The organism is Lutibacter sp. (assembly GCF_040883305.1).
Taxonomy (GTDB): domain Bacteria; phylum Bacteroidota; class Bacteroidia; order Flavobacteriales; family Flavobacteriaceae; genus Lutibacter.
In genome coordinates, this window is record NZ_JBFLKT010000282.1 from 1 (window position 1) to 14,208 (window position 14,208).

The window sequence follows — 14,208 nt, forward strand, 5'->3', positions numbered from 1 at the left end:
GTGATTCTTGGTAAAAAAATTAAAATACCAGGTCTGGAAGGGATGTCTTTGTATGATATTATTGAAATGTATGTTATTGGAATTGTAAAAGGTGCATTAACATCACGAGCAGGAGGTATTGCTTTTAGTTTTTTTATGGCACTGTTTCCTTTTATTTTATTTATACTTACCTTAATTCCGTACGTTCCAATTGAAGGATTTCAAGAAGATTTTTTGGTAATGATTGAGCAATTATTACCTCCAAACACGGCAGAAACAGTGCACGATGTTATAGAAGATATTGCTAATACACGTTATAGTGGTTTACTTTCATTTGGGTTTATTGCTTCCATTTTTTTAATGACAAATGGCGTAAATGCAATTTTAGGAGGTTTTGAATACTCGTACCATGTAACCGAAATGCGAAGCATTATTCGTCAATATTTTATTTCAATGATTATGTCAATTATGTTATCGTTAATTCTAGTTGTAACGGTAGCAATAACCTTATATTTTGAAATTGGAATCAACGATTTAAAAGCAAAAGGTTGGTTAGAAGATGATGTTTTCTGGATAGAAAAAGGACAGTTTTTATTTTTTGTATTACTTATATTTATTTCTGTTTCACTTTTGTATAAATACGGCACAAAAGAAGTAAAATATTTTTCGTTTTTTACACCAGGATCTATACTGACAACATTGTTAACAATATTGATGTTTAAATTATTTTCAATTTATGTACTAAAATTCGCAACTTATAATCAATTGTATGGTTCCATAGGAACATTACTTGTTTTAATGCTTTTTGTTTGGTTAAATTCCATAATTTTATTATTAGGTTTTGAGTTGAATGCAAGTATCAGTCGTTTAAGAAGATTTCATATAAAAGAATAAGATTATGAAATGAGCAAGTTAAAAAGTTTATCAACTAACGAAATGCTAAATAGCGAACAGCATGTGACCGTTAAAAAAAATAAGAAAGATACATGAATATTATTGCAATGATTCCTGCACGTTTTGAAGCCAGTAGATTTCCAGGAAAATTAATGAAAGATTTAGCAGGAAAATCTGTTATTTTAAGAACATATGAAGCTACAAAACATTCAAATTTGTTTGATGAAGTTTATGTAGTTACGGATAGTGCCATTATTTATAATGAAATTACTTCAAACGGAGGAAAAGCAATAAAAAGTAAAAAAGAACACGAATCTGGAAGTGATAGAATTGCTGAAGCAGTAGAAAATTTAGAGGTAGATATTGTTGTAAATGTGCAAGGAGACGAACCTTTTACACAAACCGAACCTCTTAAAAATTTATTAGATGTATTTAAAAAAACTTCCAAAAAACACATTGATATTGCTTCTTTAAAAATAAAAATGAACGATTTGGACGAAATTAACAATCCAAATAACGTAAAAGTTGTTTGCGATGAAGAAGATTTTGCAATGTATTTTTCGCGTTCGCCAATTCCTTTTGCAAGAGAAATTTCAAAAGCAGTTTATTACAAACATATTGGTATTTATGCCTTTAGAAAAGAAGCACTATTGAAATTTACCAAGTTACCTATCAATCAGTTAGAGGCGGCTGAAAAATTGGAGAATCTTCGTTTTTTAGCAAATGGTATGACTGTTAAAATGGTTGAAACCAATAAAATTGCAATTGGTATAGATACACCTGAAGATTTAGAAAAAGCCAATAAAATTTTTAAAAGCAACTAAAAATGGAATTTTCACCTGAAACTATAATTAGTATTTTTATCGGAATTGGTTTAGCAGCTTCTGTTGGTTTTAGAATTTTTGTACCATTGTTTGCGCTTAGTTTAGCTTCATTTTATAATATTATTCCATTAAATGAGAGTTGGGAATGGGTTGGAAGTGCAACTGCAATAATTATATTAGGAATCGCTACAGTTGTAGAAATTTTAGCATATTTTATTCCTTGGTTAGATAATTTATTAGATACGATTGCAGTGCCATTAGCAGCTGTGGCAGGTACAGCTGTAATGGTTGCAACAGTTAGTGATTTAGATCCAACAATTACGTGGGCACTTGCAATTATTGCGGGTGGAGGAACTGCAACTGCTATAAAAGGTTCAACAAGTTCGGCACGCTTAGGTTCTACTGCAACAACTGCCGGAATTGCGAATCCTGTTATTTCAACTGTAGAAACAGGAACCTCGATTGTAATGTCCGTTTTAGCCATTTTTATTCCAATTTTAGCTGTAATTTTAGTTGTGTTTATAGGTTGGATGTTATTCAAAGTTTTTAAATTATTTAAACCATCAAAATCAAAAAAATGAGTTATACCAATAGACAACCGAAAGATTTTATCAAATCTTTACAAATTATACATGTTGCTTTATTAGCAGGTGTTTTACTATTTGCAGCTTACGTAGCATTTAAAGCAAAAGGTGTATTGTTTTTTTCTTATGAAGATGATAAACCTTTTCTTTTTTTAGCAATTATTATAGCTTTTATAGGAAATTTATCGAGTAAATTTTTATATAAAAAACTGCTAAATCAAATTTCTGAGAAAGCAGATTTAAGTGAAAAAGCCATTAAATTCAGTACAGCTCATATTTTTAGAATGGCAATGCTAGAATTTCCTGCTTTTATGTGTGTATTTTTTGCAATGCAATCTAACAATAGTTTTTATTTTGTTTTAGTTGGGATTTTAGTGTTAATGATGTTGGCAATATTTCCAACCAAAATTAAGTTTGAAAACGATGTTCCTTTAACAAGTAAAGAAAAATCAATGTTAGAAAAGCTTTAATTAGTTTTAGAATTTTCAGATATTTGCAAACTAATTTAAAAAAATGGCACAAAAACCAAGCATACCAAAAGGAACACGTGATTTTTCACCAACCGAAGTAGCGCAAAGAAACTATATTTTTTCAACCATAAAAGAAGTTTTTGAACTATATGGATTTCAACCTATTGAAACTCCATCATTTGAAAATTCTTCAACATTAATGGGTAAATATGGAGATGAAGGAGATCGCTTGATTTTTAAAATTTTGAATTCTGGAGATTATTTAAAAAATGTTGATGATAATTTATTGGCTTCAAAAGACAGTTTAAAAATAACCTCAAAAATTTCAGAAAAAGCATTGCGTTACGATTTAACTGTACCTTTTGCACGTTATGTTGTACAACATCAAAATGAAATTGAGTTCCCTTTTAAACGATACCAAATGCAACCAGTTTGGCGTGCAGATAGACCACAAAAAGGACGTTTTAGAGAGTTTTACCAATGCGATGCAGATGTTGTTGGTAGTAAAGGTTTATGGCAAGAAGTTGAATTTGTACAATTATACGACGCTGTTTTTAGTAAGTTAAAGTTAGTTGGCACGACTATAAAACTCAATAATCGAAAAATTTTAGCTGGAATTGCTGAAATTATTGGTGCAAAAGATAAATTAATCGATTTTACAGTTGCACTTGATAAGGTAGATAAAATAGGAGCAGAAGGTGTTACAAAAGAAATGTTGAGCAAAGGTATTTCTGAGGAAGCTATACAAAAAGTGCAACCATTATTTAATTTTACAGGAAGCAATCAAGATAAATTAAATCAGTTAGAAGATTTATTAGCAGAATCTGAAGAAGGATTGCAAGGTGTAAAAGATTTGCGCTTTGTTGTAGATAACGTTGAAATATTAGGATTAGAATCTGCAAATTTAGAATTAGATGTAACTTTAGCAAGAGGATTAAATTACTATACTGGAGCTATTTACGAAGTTTCTGCGCCAAAAGGTGTAAAAATGGGTTCCATTGGAGGTGGAGGTAGATATGATGATTTAACTGGAATTTTCGGTTTAAAAGATGTTAGTGGAGTTGGAATTTCATTTGGATTGGATAGAATCTATTTGGTATTAGAAGAACTAAACTTATTTGATGTAGTGGAGTTGCCAAAACCGAAAGTGTTGTTTATAAACTTTGGAGAAAAAGAAGCAATCTATTGTATGAAAGCATTGGCTGAATTAAGAAAAAACAACATTAAATCTGAATTGTATCCAGATGCTGCCAAAATAAAAAAACAGATGAACTATGCAAATCGAAGAGAGATTCCTTTTGTTGTAATTGTCGGTTCAAATGAAATAGAAAATAAAAATTATACATTAAAAAATATGCAAACTGGTGATCAGCAAGTATGTAATTTAACAGAATTACTTCAAATCACGCTATAATTTTAAAACTAAATTGTAAATTTGCAAGCTAAATATTAGATAATGTTTGAAGGTAAAGACATAATGATAAATAAAATTGATGAAATAGGAGATGACCATGTTGGTTCTTCTGCAAAAACACCACTTAGAGCTGATGCTTTTGATATTTCTGATGCTGAAAAAAGAGCAAGAATTGAGGCAAGTGTGAGAGATATTTTGGATACTTTAGGAATGGATTTGGAGGATGATAGTATAAAAGGCACACCTCGAAGAGTTGCTAAAGCGTATGTAAATGAAATATTTTCTGGATTAAACCCCGCAAACAAACCAAAACTATCTACGTTCGATAATAATTACAAGTACGGTGAAATGCTGGTAGAAAAAAACATTACGGTGTACTCTACTTGCGAACATCATTTATTACCAATTGTTGGTAGAGCTCACGTTGCATATATTTCAAATGGAAATGTAATTGGCTTGTCTAAAATGAATAGAATTGTAGATTATTATGCAAAAAGACCTCAAGTTCAAGAGCGTTTAACAATGCAGGTTGTGCAAGCTTTACAAAAAGCTATGGGAACAAAAGATGTTGCTTGTGTTATAGATGCTAAACATTTATGTGTAAATTCTCGTGGTGTTCGCGATATTGTAAGCAGTACTGTAACATCAGAATTTGGCGGTAAATTTAAAGAAAAAGACGTAAAAAGAGAATTTCTAGATTATATTAAAATGGATACAAACTTCGATAATATTGAAGTTCAATAAAACGCCATTGCCAGGAGTTTATTTATTCAACGTGACGATCTCATTCTTTGAAGCAGATTGCTTCGTACTTTGTAAAGTTGGATTATCATCACAAATAAAAGCAATCTCATTCTTTGGAATCAGATTGCTTTTTTTTTATGCTTTCGAAATTGTTAAACTATTCCTTCTCAACAAGCTTTTTAGATAGTGTAAACCCTACAAATAACCCAATTCCGGCCATTAAAAATATTGAGCCCGCATATGCAACACCATCTTCAATTAATGTGTAGGCTTCTAAAATAGAACCGATAAAAATTCCAGCTCCAATTCCCATTAATAAAACTGCTAAGTTTAAAATTAATACTTTCCATAATGGAACAGTTGACCTTTTTTGTGCAGCTTTTGCACTAAAAAAAATACTGGCATCGGCACCTTTCTCAATCAAGGCTAAGCGTTCTTTATTTCTTGTTGAGTAGTGTAAATAAAAAATCCCGAAAATAATTACGAATAACGAAATAAATACTAATTCTGGCATATTATAAATTTTAAGTTGTTAATGTGTTTCATTTGGTATGACGAAGATTTTAATGGATTGGTTACAAAAAAAATATTTATATTTAATTTACGGTAAATTGTAACCAGAGCAATTAAAAAGTAGTCATACTTAAAAATGAGTACCAAACCAGATACCTTTTATATTCAGGAAACATTAAACGGAAACGTTAATGCCTATGCTTTTTTAGTTGAAAAGTATAAGCAAATGGTTTTTACTTTAAGTATTAGGATTGTAAAAAACAAGGAAGAAGCTGAAGAAATTTCTCAAGATGTTTTTGTAAAAGCCTATACCAATCTAAAAAATTTTAAAGGTGAATCTAAATTTTCAACTTGGATTTATAAAATTGGGTATTATGCTAGTTTAGATACTATTAAAAGAAACAAAAGACAGCTTAACCCTGAAAATATTGATGAAATTTATGAAGGAGATATAGGTGTTTTACAAGATGCACTATCATATTTAGAAGAAAGAGAAAGAAAAAACATTATTAAAAAGTCACTTTTAAAATTAAATGAAGATGAACAGGTAATTTTAACATTGTATTATTTTGAAGAATTACCTTTAAAAGAAATTTCAGAAGTTGTAAATTTATCTTCAGATAATGTTAAAGTGAAATTATTTAGAGCTCGTAAAAAGCTAGCAACAATCTTAGAACATGTGATTGAACCAAAAACAATGAATTTAAAATGAAGCAAAACAAAAACATAGACGATTTTTCAAAATATCTTTTAAAAGATGTTGGATTAGAAACACCTTCTGCCAATTTTGTAGCCAATGTTATAAAAACCATTAATTTTGAAAATAGTAAGGTTTCTAATGTTGTTTATAAACCAATTATTTCAAAAATTGGTTGGTTTTTTATAGCATTAAGTTTTATTGGTTTATCAACTTTTTTATATATCTCAAATACGGAAAGTTCTATACAGTTTCCGGCAATGGAACTAACTTTTTTAAATAAATTAAGTTCAATTAATATTTTTGAATATATTAAACTATCAAAATTATTTACGTTTAGTTTTATTTTATTTTCAATATTGGTATTATTTCAACTTCATTTTATAAAAAATTACTTCAATAAAAATACAATACTGTAATATTTTTTTGAATTCATTATTTTTGTTAGATTTGACCCGTATGCAAATGAAATTAATATTTTTTAGTACTATATTTTCGTTGTTGTTTTTATGTAATTTAAAGGCACAAAACAAAATAGAAAATAAAGAGAAAGAGAGCACTTGGAATCTTTTTAAATCTGATGCAAATTTAATTTTTGGTGGTGTAAAAAACGCCTATACAAAGCCGCTTAAATGGAAAAAAGATGATTGGTTAACATTTGGAGCTGTAGCAGCAGGTACCTCACTATTATATATTTATGATGAGCAAACCAGTGAGTTTTTTGTAAATCAAGAAAGTAAAGCACCTCAAATGCTAAAGGAAATTGGCTGGTATTATGGGAGTCCTCAAAATTTTTTTATGATTTCTGCTGGAATTTACGGTTACGGTTTGTTTGCTAAAAACGAAAAATTTAGACATACGGGTGTGCTTATAATTTCCTCAGCAATTGCAACAGGTTTTATACAAACCATTAGTAAAAATGCTTTTGGACGTGCCAGACCTTCACAAAATGTTGGTAGTAGAAAATATAAGTTTATGAGCAAAGAATCGGGTTATCATTCTTTTCCGTCAGGTCATTCAATTTTATCTTTTACCGCATCTCATGCAATTGCAAAACAATTTGAGAATTTATGGGTAAAAGGAGGTATATATGCAGTTGGCTTGATTGCGCCTGTTTCTAGATTATGGGCTGGTGCGCATTGGCTAACTGATGTAACTTTAGGAATGGTATTAAGTGTAGTAATTGTTGATGGCGTGGATAATTTTCTAACTTCACAAAAGAAAACTGTAAAAGAGAAAACTATTTCCTGGAATTTTAAAGCAGGTTATAAAACTGTTGGACTGGTAGGAACTTTTTAAATATACTCATCTTTTAAAATCTTATTTAGGCGCAAGTAGATTAAACGGATAATGCGGAATGTTTCTTAAAATCCAAAAAACTATAATTATAATTAATAATGCAATTGGTGTTTTTGGATGGTAAATATAATTATACTTATTTTTTTTAAAAAAATAATTGAATACAGAAATTAAGAAGTGATATCCAATAACTAATAGTCCAAGCACAAATAAGGCATTTTGTTGAAATACCCCAAAAATATTGAAATTTAAAAGCTGATGTGTAGCACGTTGACTTCCACAACCAGGGCAATAAACACCTGTTGTTAAGTACAGTGGGCATTTTGGTAAAAAATCTACCTCACTAGGGTTTATATAAAAATAAAGGAATGCTAATACTATTGCAAGTAGCAGCATTCCTATGTATTTTAGTTTCATGTATTATTTTTAAAAATCTCCTCCTAACATTGCTAATCCACCTAAAGCAAATAAAAAGACAAGATATAAAACAACTACAATTATACCCGCAATTAAACCCCAATTCATCCATTTTTTTGCATCTTCTGAAGCTTTTTTAGCTCCTTCATAATCACCACTTGCATATTTAGAATTTACTTGAGATGCAAATACAATTCCTGCAATACCAAATGGCAAACAGCAAAAAATAGTTACTAAAATTGATTCTACTAGATAGTTTTTAGGTTGTCTTTGTTCCATAGTTGAAATTTTATTTTATGTTAAATTTATTTTATGAAACGAATTTAAAAAATTAAAAGGACTTTTTTAATCATTTCAAAAAAAAACACATCACAATAACAATTTGTTTGTGGTTTTTAATTAGGCCCCCGGCTTGTAACTTTGTTCCATCTGAGCTTTTAAATCTTTTAAAAAATTGTTCAGTATTTATAGTTACATTTTCTAGCATATGCTATTTTTGTAAAAATATATAATTAAAGAGGATTTAATTATTTACAAAATTCAAGAAATGAAATTTAAAATTGGAGATACTGTAGCTGTTTTAGATGATGTAATTAAAGGAAAAGTAATTGGAATTAAAAATAATGCTATAAGTATTGAGTCTTCAGATGGTTTTTCTTTTGATTTTTTACCTAACGAACTTGTTGTAATTAAAGAAAGTCAGTCTGAATTGTCTAAATATAGCGATATTTCAAACGAGAATTTATTAGAAAAAATCAATGAATCTTCCACAAAAAAGAATGCTCCAAAGTTTAAATCTGTTATAAAATCAGATCAAATTCCACCAATGGAAGTAGATTTACATATTCATCAGCTCACAGAATCAACTAGAGGTTTGGATAATTATGACATGCTAAACCTACAAATAGAAACTGCAAAACATAAAATTGAATATGCTATTAGAAATAGAATTCCTAAAATTGTATTTATTCATGGAGTTGGAGCTGGAGTTTTAAAAACAGAATTGGATTTTTTATTTAAAAACTATCATGTAGATGTGTATGCAGCTTCATTTAAAAAATATGGTTTAGGAGCAACTGAAATTTATATCTATCAGAATCCTAAAAAATAAATTTTAATACTCACCAAAATTAAAAGTTTCAAAAAAGATTCGTTCATTATTATCTAAAAATAATAATTCTGAAATACTGATATTGTATTTATAGCCTGTAATAACTTCATTTTCAATAATTTCAGTAGTGTTTATTATAATAGTACCGTTTTCAGCTTCCAATTCTTTTAAAACCGTAGGTGAAGCTGGAGGAATTTCCTGACAGAAATAATTTGTATCAATAACATCATCAAAAATTCTATAGATTACATTTAAACTGCTTGAAATAGCATACGATTTCTCACCAGCTGTGGTTCCTAATTGCGTATTTGTAAGCGTTAATAGAATCACTTCGGTTTTATCTGGACTTAGTCTGTATAAAAGTGTTTCACCACAACTGTTAACATCTTCTGAAAATTCAAAAGAAGGCACATCAAAATCACCATCATTACAAGAAAGTAAAGTGAATGCTATAAAAAAAGTAATAAGTTTTTTCATTTTTTAATTTTATTGAAACAAAAATAAATGTTTTAAATAACCTAACGTTAAATGATGACAACTATTTTAGTTATTTTTGCATTAAATGAAAAATATTTATTTAGATAACGCTGCAACCACGCCAATTTTACCCGAAGTAATTACTACAGTTACGGAGTCTATGACTCATTTTTATGGGAATCCTTCATCAATTCATCAAATTGGGCGAAAGGCAAAATCATTGGTTGAAACTGCCAGAAAAAATATTGCAAAACACTTTAATGCTTCGGCCAATGAAATTGTTTTTACTGCCGGTGGAAGTGAAGCAGACAATCTTATTTTACGCAATGCTGTAACTAATTTAGGTGTTACTACTATTATTTCGTCAAAAATTGAGCACCATGCTGTTTTACATACTATTAGAGATTTAGAAAAGGAATTTAATATTGCTGTAAATTGGATAGATTTAGATGAATCTGGCACTATAAATTATTCGCATTTTGAAACATTATTGCAACAAGATACATCTAAAAAACTGGTAAGTTTAATGTACATAAATAATGAAATTGGTAATGTTTTAGATATAAACAAAGTTTCACAATTATGCGTTACTAATAATGCATTATTTCATTCAGATGCGGTTCAAGCAGTTGGACATTTTCAAACGGATGTACAAAAAACACCCATCGATTTTTTTGCTGCAAGTGCGCATAAATTTCATGGTCCAAAAGGTGTTGGTTTTGCTTATATTAAAAAGGGATTTGGTATTTATCCAATATTACATGGTGGAGAACAGGAAAGGGGTGCAAGAGCAGGAACCGAAAATGTTCATAGTATTTTAGGTATGGAAAAAGCATTAGAAATTGCCTATTTAAATTTAGAAAAGGACACAAAATACATTCAAAATATTAAGAGTTATTTTATACATGAATTAAAGCATAATTTTGATGGAATTATTTTTAATGGATGTTCAGAAAGCGAAACTAAAAGTAGCTATATTATTTTAAATGTAAGGTTTCCTAAAGAATATGCAATGTTGCTTTTTAATTTAGATTTAAAAGGAATTGCAGTTTCTGGCGGAAGTGCATGTCAAAGTGGAAGCAATAAAGGATCTCATGTTTTAGATGCTATTTTAGCTGAAAATGAGAAGTTTAAGACTTCAGTTCGTTTTTCATTTAGTAAATTTAATACTTTAGAAGAAATAGATTGTGTAATTAAAAATTTAAAAGAAATATTAAAATAATGTTGAATTACCCAATTAAATTCCAACCAATTTTAAAAGATAAAATTTGGGGTGGAGAAAAATTAGTTAAAAAATTAAATAAAAAATCTAATTTAAAAAATATCGGTGAAAGTTGGGAGATTTCTGATGTAAAAGGTGATGTTTCTGTTGTGAAAAACGGACCTTTAAAAGGAAAATCTTTAAAAGAATTACTAGAAACCTATAAAGGAGATTTATTAGGGAAAAATAATTTTGCAAATTTTGATACAAACTTTCCGTTGTTAATTAAGTTTATTGATGCAAAACAAGATTTATCTGTTCAAGTCCACCCAAATGATGCTTTGTCTAAACAGCGCCATAATTCTTTTGGAAAAACAGAAATGTGGTATATTATGCAAGCCGATGAAGGCTCGAGATTAATTTTAGGATTCAATAAAACAATTACCGCAGATGATTATGTAAGGTTATTGGAAGAAAAGAAAATTATGTCGGTTTTAAATGATGTTCCTGTAGAAAAAGGAAATGCTTTTTTTATCGAAACTGGAACTGTGCACGCCATTGGAGCAGGAATTGTGTTGGCAGAAATTCAACAAACATCTGATATTACTTATAGAATTTACGATTTTGATAGAGTAGATGACACAGGAAATGAACGTGAATTACATACAGAATTAGCTATTGATGCACTTAATTTTAGCGATAAAATAGATACCGAAAGAAATTATTCTTCAACTAAAAATAGTTTGAATGAAGTTGTAAAGTGTGAATATTTTAAAACCAATTTTATTCCTGTTGAGGGAGCGTTAGAATTGGATTATTCAGCAACAGATTCATTTGTAATTTTTATATGTGTTGAAGGGAATGCAACTATTACTTTGGAAGGAACTACTGAAATCATTAATTTTGGAGAAACCATTTTAGTACCTGCAAGCGCTAAAAATGTTACAGTTAAAGGAAATTGTAATTTATTAGAAGTAACAGTATAATTTATTTTAAGTGAGTTTAGGTACCTGCTTTCGCAGGTATTACAGTAAAGAAACAGTTGTCATTCCTACAAAACAGGAATATATTTTTAATCAATAGTGTAAAACCTAACAGGTCTCGAAGACTTGTTAGAATTTATATATTAAATAACATTTACTTCAATTTCTAAAGGTATGGCAAACTTTTCTAAAACAGTTTGCTGTATTTTTTTTGCCAGTTGAAAAATTTCTTGTCCAGTTGCATTTCCATAATTAACTAAAACCAACGCTTGTTTTTCGTGCACGCCAGTTTCACCAAAACGTTTTCCTTTAAAATCACATTGCTCAATTAACCAACCAGCAGGAATTTTAATTTCTGCTGAAGAAATTACGTAATGTGGGATGTTTGGGTATTTTTGTTGTAATTTTTTAAATAAATCAATGTTTATAATTGGATTTTTAAAAAAACTACCACTATTTCCAATCTTCTCTGGATCAGGAAGTTTACTTTCTCTAATTGCGATTACGGCATCTGAAATATCTTTTAAAGTAGGCTTTATAATATCTTTAAGAACCTCTTTAATGGCACCGTAACTAATATTGGTTTTATGATTGTTTTTAGTCAGCTTAAAAGTAACATTGGTAATAATGTATTTTCCTTTTAATTCATTTTTGAAAACAGAATTTCTGTAGCCGAAATTACAATCATCTTTATTAAAAACTGATTTGTTTCCTGTAGCAATATCAATCGCTTCCAATTGATGAAAAGTATCTTTTATTTCAACGCCATAAGCACCAATATTTTGAATAGGCGAGGTGCCAACATTTCCTGGAATTAATGATAAATTTTCTAAACCGCCATAATTTTGAGAAATACACCAAATAACAAAGTCGTGCCAATTTTCACCAGCTTCAGCAGTTACAAATACGGAGTCATTTTCGGTTTCATTAACTATAATTCCTTTTAAATTTAAGTGAACTACGAGTTTTTCAATATCTGAAGTTAACAGCATATTACTTCCGCCACCTAATAAAAAAATGTCTTTTTCTTGTGCTAAAATTCCTTTTAATTCAGGTGTTGAATTTATCTCAACAAAACGTTTGGCATTTACATTTATGCCAAACGTATTGTATTTTTTAAGTGAAATATTTTGTAGAATATTCAATTAGTTTGCATTGTATTTTTTAATCGCAGCTTTTAAAATAGCTACAGATGTAATTAAATCTTCCTTTTTTAGTACATAGGCAATTCTAACTTGGTTTTTTCCAATACCTTTTGTACTATAAAAACCAGCGGCAGGAGCTACCATTACGGTTTTATTATCAATATTAAAATCTTCTAATAACCATTGTGCAAATTTATCAGCATCATCAACTGGTAATTCTGCAACACAATAAAATGCACCTTTCGGATTTGCAACTTTTACGCCATCAATTTTTTGAAGTTCGTTTACTAAAATATCTCTTCTGTCTTTATATTCAACAATAACTTCATCAAAATAAGATTGCGGAGTTTCTAGAGCAGCTTCACTTGCAATTTGTGCAAATGTTGGAGGACTTAAACGTGCTTGTGCAAATTTTAGTGCTGTATTTATTACATCTTTGTTTTTTGAAACCAAACAGCCAATACGCGCTCCACACATACTATAACGTTTAGAAACAGAATCAATAATAATAGCATGATTTTCCAATCCAAATCCACTTAATACCGATTGATGTTGCACATTGTCGTAAACAAATTCACGGTAAACTTCATCAGCAATTAAAAATAAATCGTGTTTTTTAACAATTTCAGCTAACTTTTTAATTTCTTCTTTTGAATATAAATATCCTGTTGGGTTACCAGGGTTACAAATTAAAATAGCCTTTGTATTTGGCGTAATTAGTTTTTCAAATTCCGAAATTGCTGGCAAAGCAAAATTATCTTCTATTTTAGAAATTACAGGAACAATATTTACACCTGATGCAATTGAAAAACCATTGTAATTAGCATAAAAAGGTTCAGGAATTATAATTTCATCATCTGGATCTGTAATGCTTCCCATCGCAAATAATAAAGCTTCAGAACCACCAGTTGTAACAATAATTTCGTTTGCTGTTACATTAATATTATTTTTGGCATAATAGTCGGCAATTTTTGAACGGTAGACTTCAGAACCTTCAGATCTACTGTAGGCAAGCACTTCAACAGTATTGTTTTTAATGGCTTTTAAAGCACAATCTGGAGTTTTAATATCTGGTTGTCCAATATTTAAATGAAAAACTTCTATTCCTCTTTTTTTAGCGTTTTCCGCATAAGGAACCAATTTTCTAATTGGCGACTCAGGCATATTTTTTCCTTTAATTGATATTGAAGGCATTTGTTAAATATTTAAAAAATTAAATAACAAAATTGCAAAATATTTTCTTAAAAATACCATTTTTTACTGAATTTGTTAAAGGTTAAAGTTTTGCCAAAAGTTATGTATTAAAAGAAGCTTTTTGTAGTTTAACATAACCTAAAACGCCATCATATTTGAAAAAAAAATTGAAACATATTTTAATTCCTATTTTATTTTTAGTAATCCCTTTAATTAGTTTTGCTCAAAGTGAATTTAAATTTAAGAATGGGTTTAAAAAACA

At 29.2% G+C, this 14,208-nt stretch carries 18 protein-coding genes; 12 read left to right on the forward strand and 6 right to left on the reverse strand.

The window, feature by feature from the left end:
* From AB1Z17_RS08905 to folE, 6 genes are all read left to right on the forward strand, one after another.
* On the forward strand, nt 1–873 hold an 873-nt coding region (locus tag AB1Z17_RS08905), incomplete at its 5' end, for a YihY/virulence factor BrkB family protein (RefSeq protein ID WP_368051454.1).
* Nucleotides 874–965: 92 nt separating this feature from the next.
* Complete coding sequence (gene kdsB, locus AB1Z17_RS08910; protein ID WP_368051455.1) at nt 966–1,697, forward strand: 3-deoxy-manno-octulosonate cytidylyltransferase; 732 nt, start codon at nt 966–968, stop codon at nt 1,695–1,697.
* Between the two features lie 2 nt (nt 1,698–1,699).
* Entirely contained in the window at nt 1,700–2,278 is a 579-nt protein-coding gene (locus tag AB1Z17_RS08915) for a DUF4126 domain-containing protein (protein ID WP_368051456.1), read from the forward strand.
* Nucleotides 2,275–2,751, forward strand: a complete 477-nt coding sequence (locus AB1Z17_RS08920) for a hypothetical protein (protein ID WP_368051457.1) — start codon at nt 2,275–2,277, stop codon at nt 2,749–2,751. Before AB1Z17_RS08915 ends, AB1Z17_RS08920 begins: the two co-directional genes overlap by 4 nt.
* A 43-nt stretch (nt 2,752–2,794) precedes the next feature.
* Complete coding sequence (gene hisS / locus AB1Z17_RS08925; protein WP_368051458.1) at nt 2,795–4,165, forward strand: histidine--tRNA ligase; 1,371 nt, start codon at nt 2,795–2,797, stop codon at nt 4,163–4,165.
* Nucleotides 4,166–4,228: 63 nt separating this feature from the next.
* A complete protein-coding gene (gene folE / locus AB1Z17_RS08930) occupies nt 4,229–4,909 on the forward strand; it encodes a GTP cyclohydrolase I FolE (protein ID WP_368051471.1) in 681 nt (226 codons plus the stop codon).
* A gap of 157 nt (nt 4,910–5,066) precedes the next feature.
* Here the strand turns inward: folE and AB1Z17_RS08935 are convergent, their stop codons facing one another.
* Nucleotides 5,067–5,423 carry a DUF6249 domain-containing protein gene (locus tag AB1Z17_RS08935; RefSeq protein WP_368051459.1) on the reverse strand — a complete coding sequence of 119 codons (357 nt, stop codon included), beginning with the start codon at nt 5,421–5,423 and terminating at the stop codon, nt 5,067–5,069.
* 135 nt (nt 5,424–5,558) lie between these two features.
* Between AB1Z17_RS08935 and AB1Z17_RS08940 the strand changes: the two genes are divergently transcribed.
* Genes AB1Z17_RS08940 through AB1Z17_RS08950 form a run of 3 tightly spaced genes read left to right on the forward strand, consistent with a single transcriptional unit; the run spans nt 5,559 to nt 7,418 of the window.
* Complete coding sequence (locus tag AB1Z17_RS08940; RefSeq protein ID WP_368051460.1) at nt 5,559–6,134, forward strand: RNA polymerase sigma factor; 576 nt, start codon at nt 5,559–5,561, stop codon at nt 6,132–6,134.
* Complete coding sequence (locus AB1Z17_RS08945) at nt 6,131–6,538, forward strand: hypothetical protein (protein WP_368051461.1); 408 nt, start codon at nt 6,131–6,133, stop codon at nt 6,536–6,538. The genes AB1Z17_RS08940 and AB1Z17_RS08945 overlap by 4 nt, the downstream gene beginning before the upstream one ends.
* 46 nt (nt 6,539–6,584) lie before the next feature.
* Nucleotides 6,585–7,418 (forward strand): phosphatase PAP2 family protein, encoded by an 834-nt coding sequence (locus AB1Z17_RS08950; RefSeq protein WP_368051462.1) that lies wholly within the window; start codon nt 6,585–6,587, stop codon nt 7,416–7,418.
* 21 nt (nt 7,419–7,439) lie between these two features.
* On the opposite strand, the gene AB1Z17_RS08955 is transcribed toward AB1Z17_RS08950, so the two are convergent.
* Both AB1Z17_RS08955 and AB1Z17_RS08960 read right to left on the reverse strand, forming a co-directional pair.
* Nucleotides 7,440–7,835 carry a DUF2752 domain-containing protein gene (locus AB1Z17_RS08955; protein ID WP_368051463.1) on the reverse strand — a complete coding sequence of 132 codons (396 nt, stop codon included), beginning with the start codon at nt 7,833–7,835 and terminating at the stop codon, nt 7,440–7,442.
* Between the two features lie 9 nt (nt 7,836–7,844).
* Complete coding sequence (locus AB1Z17_RS08960; protein WP_368051464.1) at nt 7,845–8,114, reverse strand: CD225/dispanin family protein; 270 nt, start codon at nt 8,112–8,114, stop codon at nt 7,845–7,847.
* 268 nt (nt 8,115–8,382) lie between these two features.
* Here AB1Z17_RS08960 and AB1Z17_RS08965 point away from each other — a divergent pair, with 268 nt between their 5' ends.
* Nucleotides 8,383–8,946: a DNA mismatch repair protein MutS gene (locus tag AB1Z17_RS08965; protein ID WP_368051465.1), complete on the forward strand. Its 564-nt coding sequence runs from the start codon at nt 8,383–8,385 to the stop codon at nt 8,944–8,946.
* Nucleotides 8,947–8,949: 3 nt separating this feature from the next.
* Here AB1Z17_RS08965 and AB1Z17_RS08970 read toward each other — a convergent pair whose 3' ends face one another.
* Complete coding sequence (locus AB1Z17_RS08970) at nt 8,950–9,423, reverse strand: hypothetical protein (protein ID WP_368051466.1); 474 nt, start codon at nt 9,421–9,423, stop codon at nt 8,950–8,952.
* A gap of 85 nt (nt 9,424–9,508) precedes the next feature.
* Here AB1Z17_RS08970 and AB1Z17_RS08975 point away from each other — a divergent pair, with 85 nt between their 5' ends.
* Both AB1Z17_RS08975 and AB1Z17_RS08980 read left to right on the forward strand, forming a co-directional pair.
* A complete protein-coding gene (locus tag AB1Z17_RS08975; protein WP_368051467.1) occupies nt 9,509–10,645 on the forward strand; it encodes a cysteine desulfurase family protein in 1,137 nt (378 codons plus the stop codon).
* Nucleotides 10,645–11,610: a type I phosphomannose isomerase catalytic subunit gene (locus AB1Z17_RS08980; RefSeq protein WP_368051468.1), complete on the forward strand. Its 966-nt coding sequence runs from the start codon at nt 10,645–10,647 to the stop codon at nt 11,608–11,610. The genes AB1Z17_RS08975 and AB1Z17_RS08980 overlap by 1 nt, the downstream gene beginning before the upstream one ends.
* Nucleotides 11,611–11,750: 140 nt before the next feature.
* Here the strand turns inward: AB1Z17_RS08980 and murB are convergent, their stop codons facing one another.
* Together murB and AB1Z17_RS08990 are read right to left on the reverse strand one after the other, a co-directional pair.
* Nucleotides 11,751–12,752 (reverse strand): UDP-N-acetylmuramate dehydrogenase, encoded by a 1,002-nt coding sequence (murB, locus tag AB1Z17_RS08985; protein ID WP_368051469.1) that lies wholly within the window; start codon nt 12,750–12,752, stop codon nt 11,751–11,753.
* Nucleotides 12,753–13,946 carry a pyridoxal phosphate-dependent aminotransferase gene (locus tag AB1Z17_RS08990; protein WP_368051470.1) on the reverse strand — a complete coding sequence of 398 codons (1,194 nt, stop codon included), beginning with the start codon at nt 13,944–13,946 and terminating at the stop codon, nt 12,753–12,755.
* Nucleotides 13,947–14,208: the final 262 nt, after the last annotated feature.

Coding starts and splice junctions, on each gene's coding strand:
- kdsB (WP_368051455.1), top strand. CDS start 966: ATGAATATTATTGCAATGATTCCTGCACGTTTTGAAGCCAGTAGATTT.
- AB1Z17_RS08915 (WP_368051456.1), top strand. CDS start 1,700: ATGGAATTTTCACCTGAAACTATAATTAGTATTTTTATCGGAATTGGT.
- AB1Z17_RS08920 (WP_368051457.1), top strand. CDS start 2,275: ATGAGTTATACCAATAGACAACCGAAAGATTTTATCAAATCTTTACAA.
- hisS (WP_368051458.1), top strand. CDS start 2,795: ATGGCACAAAAACCAAGCATACCAAAAGGAACACGTGATTTTTCACCA.
- folE (WP_368051471.1), top strand. CDS start 4,229: ATGATAAATAAAATTGATGAAATAGGAGATGACCATGTTGGTTCTTCT.
- AB1Z17_RS08935 (WP_368051459.1), bottom strand. CDS start 5,423: ATGCCAGAATTAGTATTTATTTCGTTATTCGTAATTATTTTCGGGATT.
- AB1Z17_RS08940 (WP_368051460.1), top strand. CDS start 5,559: ATGAGTACCAAACCAGATACCTTTTATATTCAGGAAACATTAAACGGA.
- AB1Z17_RS08945 (WP_368051461.1), top strand. CDS start 6,131: ATGAAGCAAAACAAAAACATAGACGATTTTTCAAAATATCTTTTAAAA.
- AB1Z17_RS08950 (WP_368051462.1), top strand. CDS start 6,585: ATGAAATTAATATTTTTTAGTACTATATTTTCGTTGTTGTTTTTATGT.
- AB1Z17_RS08955 (WP_368051463.1), bottom strand. CDS start 7,835: ATGAAACTAAAATACATAGGAATGCTGCTACTTGCAATAGTATTAGCA.
- AB1Z17_RS08960 (WP_368051464.1), bottom strand. CDS start 8,114: ATGGAACAAAGACAACCTAAAAACTATCTAGTAGAATCAATTTTAGTA.
- AB1Z17_RS08965 (WP_368051465.1), top strand. CDS start 8,383: ATGAAATTTAAAATTGGAGATACTGTAGCTGTTTTAGATGATGTAATT.
- AB1Z17_RS08970 (WP_368051466.1), bottom strand. CDS start 9,423: ATGAAAAAACTTATTACTTTTTTTATAGCATTCACTTTACTTTCTTGT.
- AB1Z17_RS08975 (WP_368051467.1), top strand. CDS start 9,509: ATGAAAAATATTTATTTAGATAACGCTGCAACCACGCCAATTTTACCC.
- AB1Z17_RS08980 (WP_368051468.1), top strand. CDS start 10,645: ATGTTGAATTACCCAATTAAATTCCAACCAATTTTAAAAGATAAAATT.
- AB1Z17_RS08990 (WP_368051470.1), bottom strand. CDS start 13,946: ATGCCTTCAATATCAATTAAAGGAAAAAATATGCCTGAGTCGCCAATT.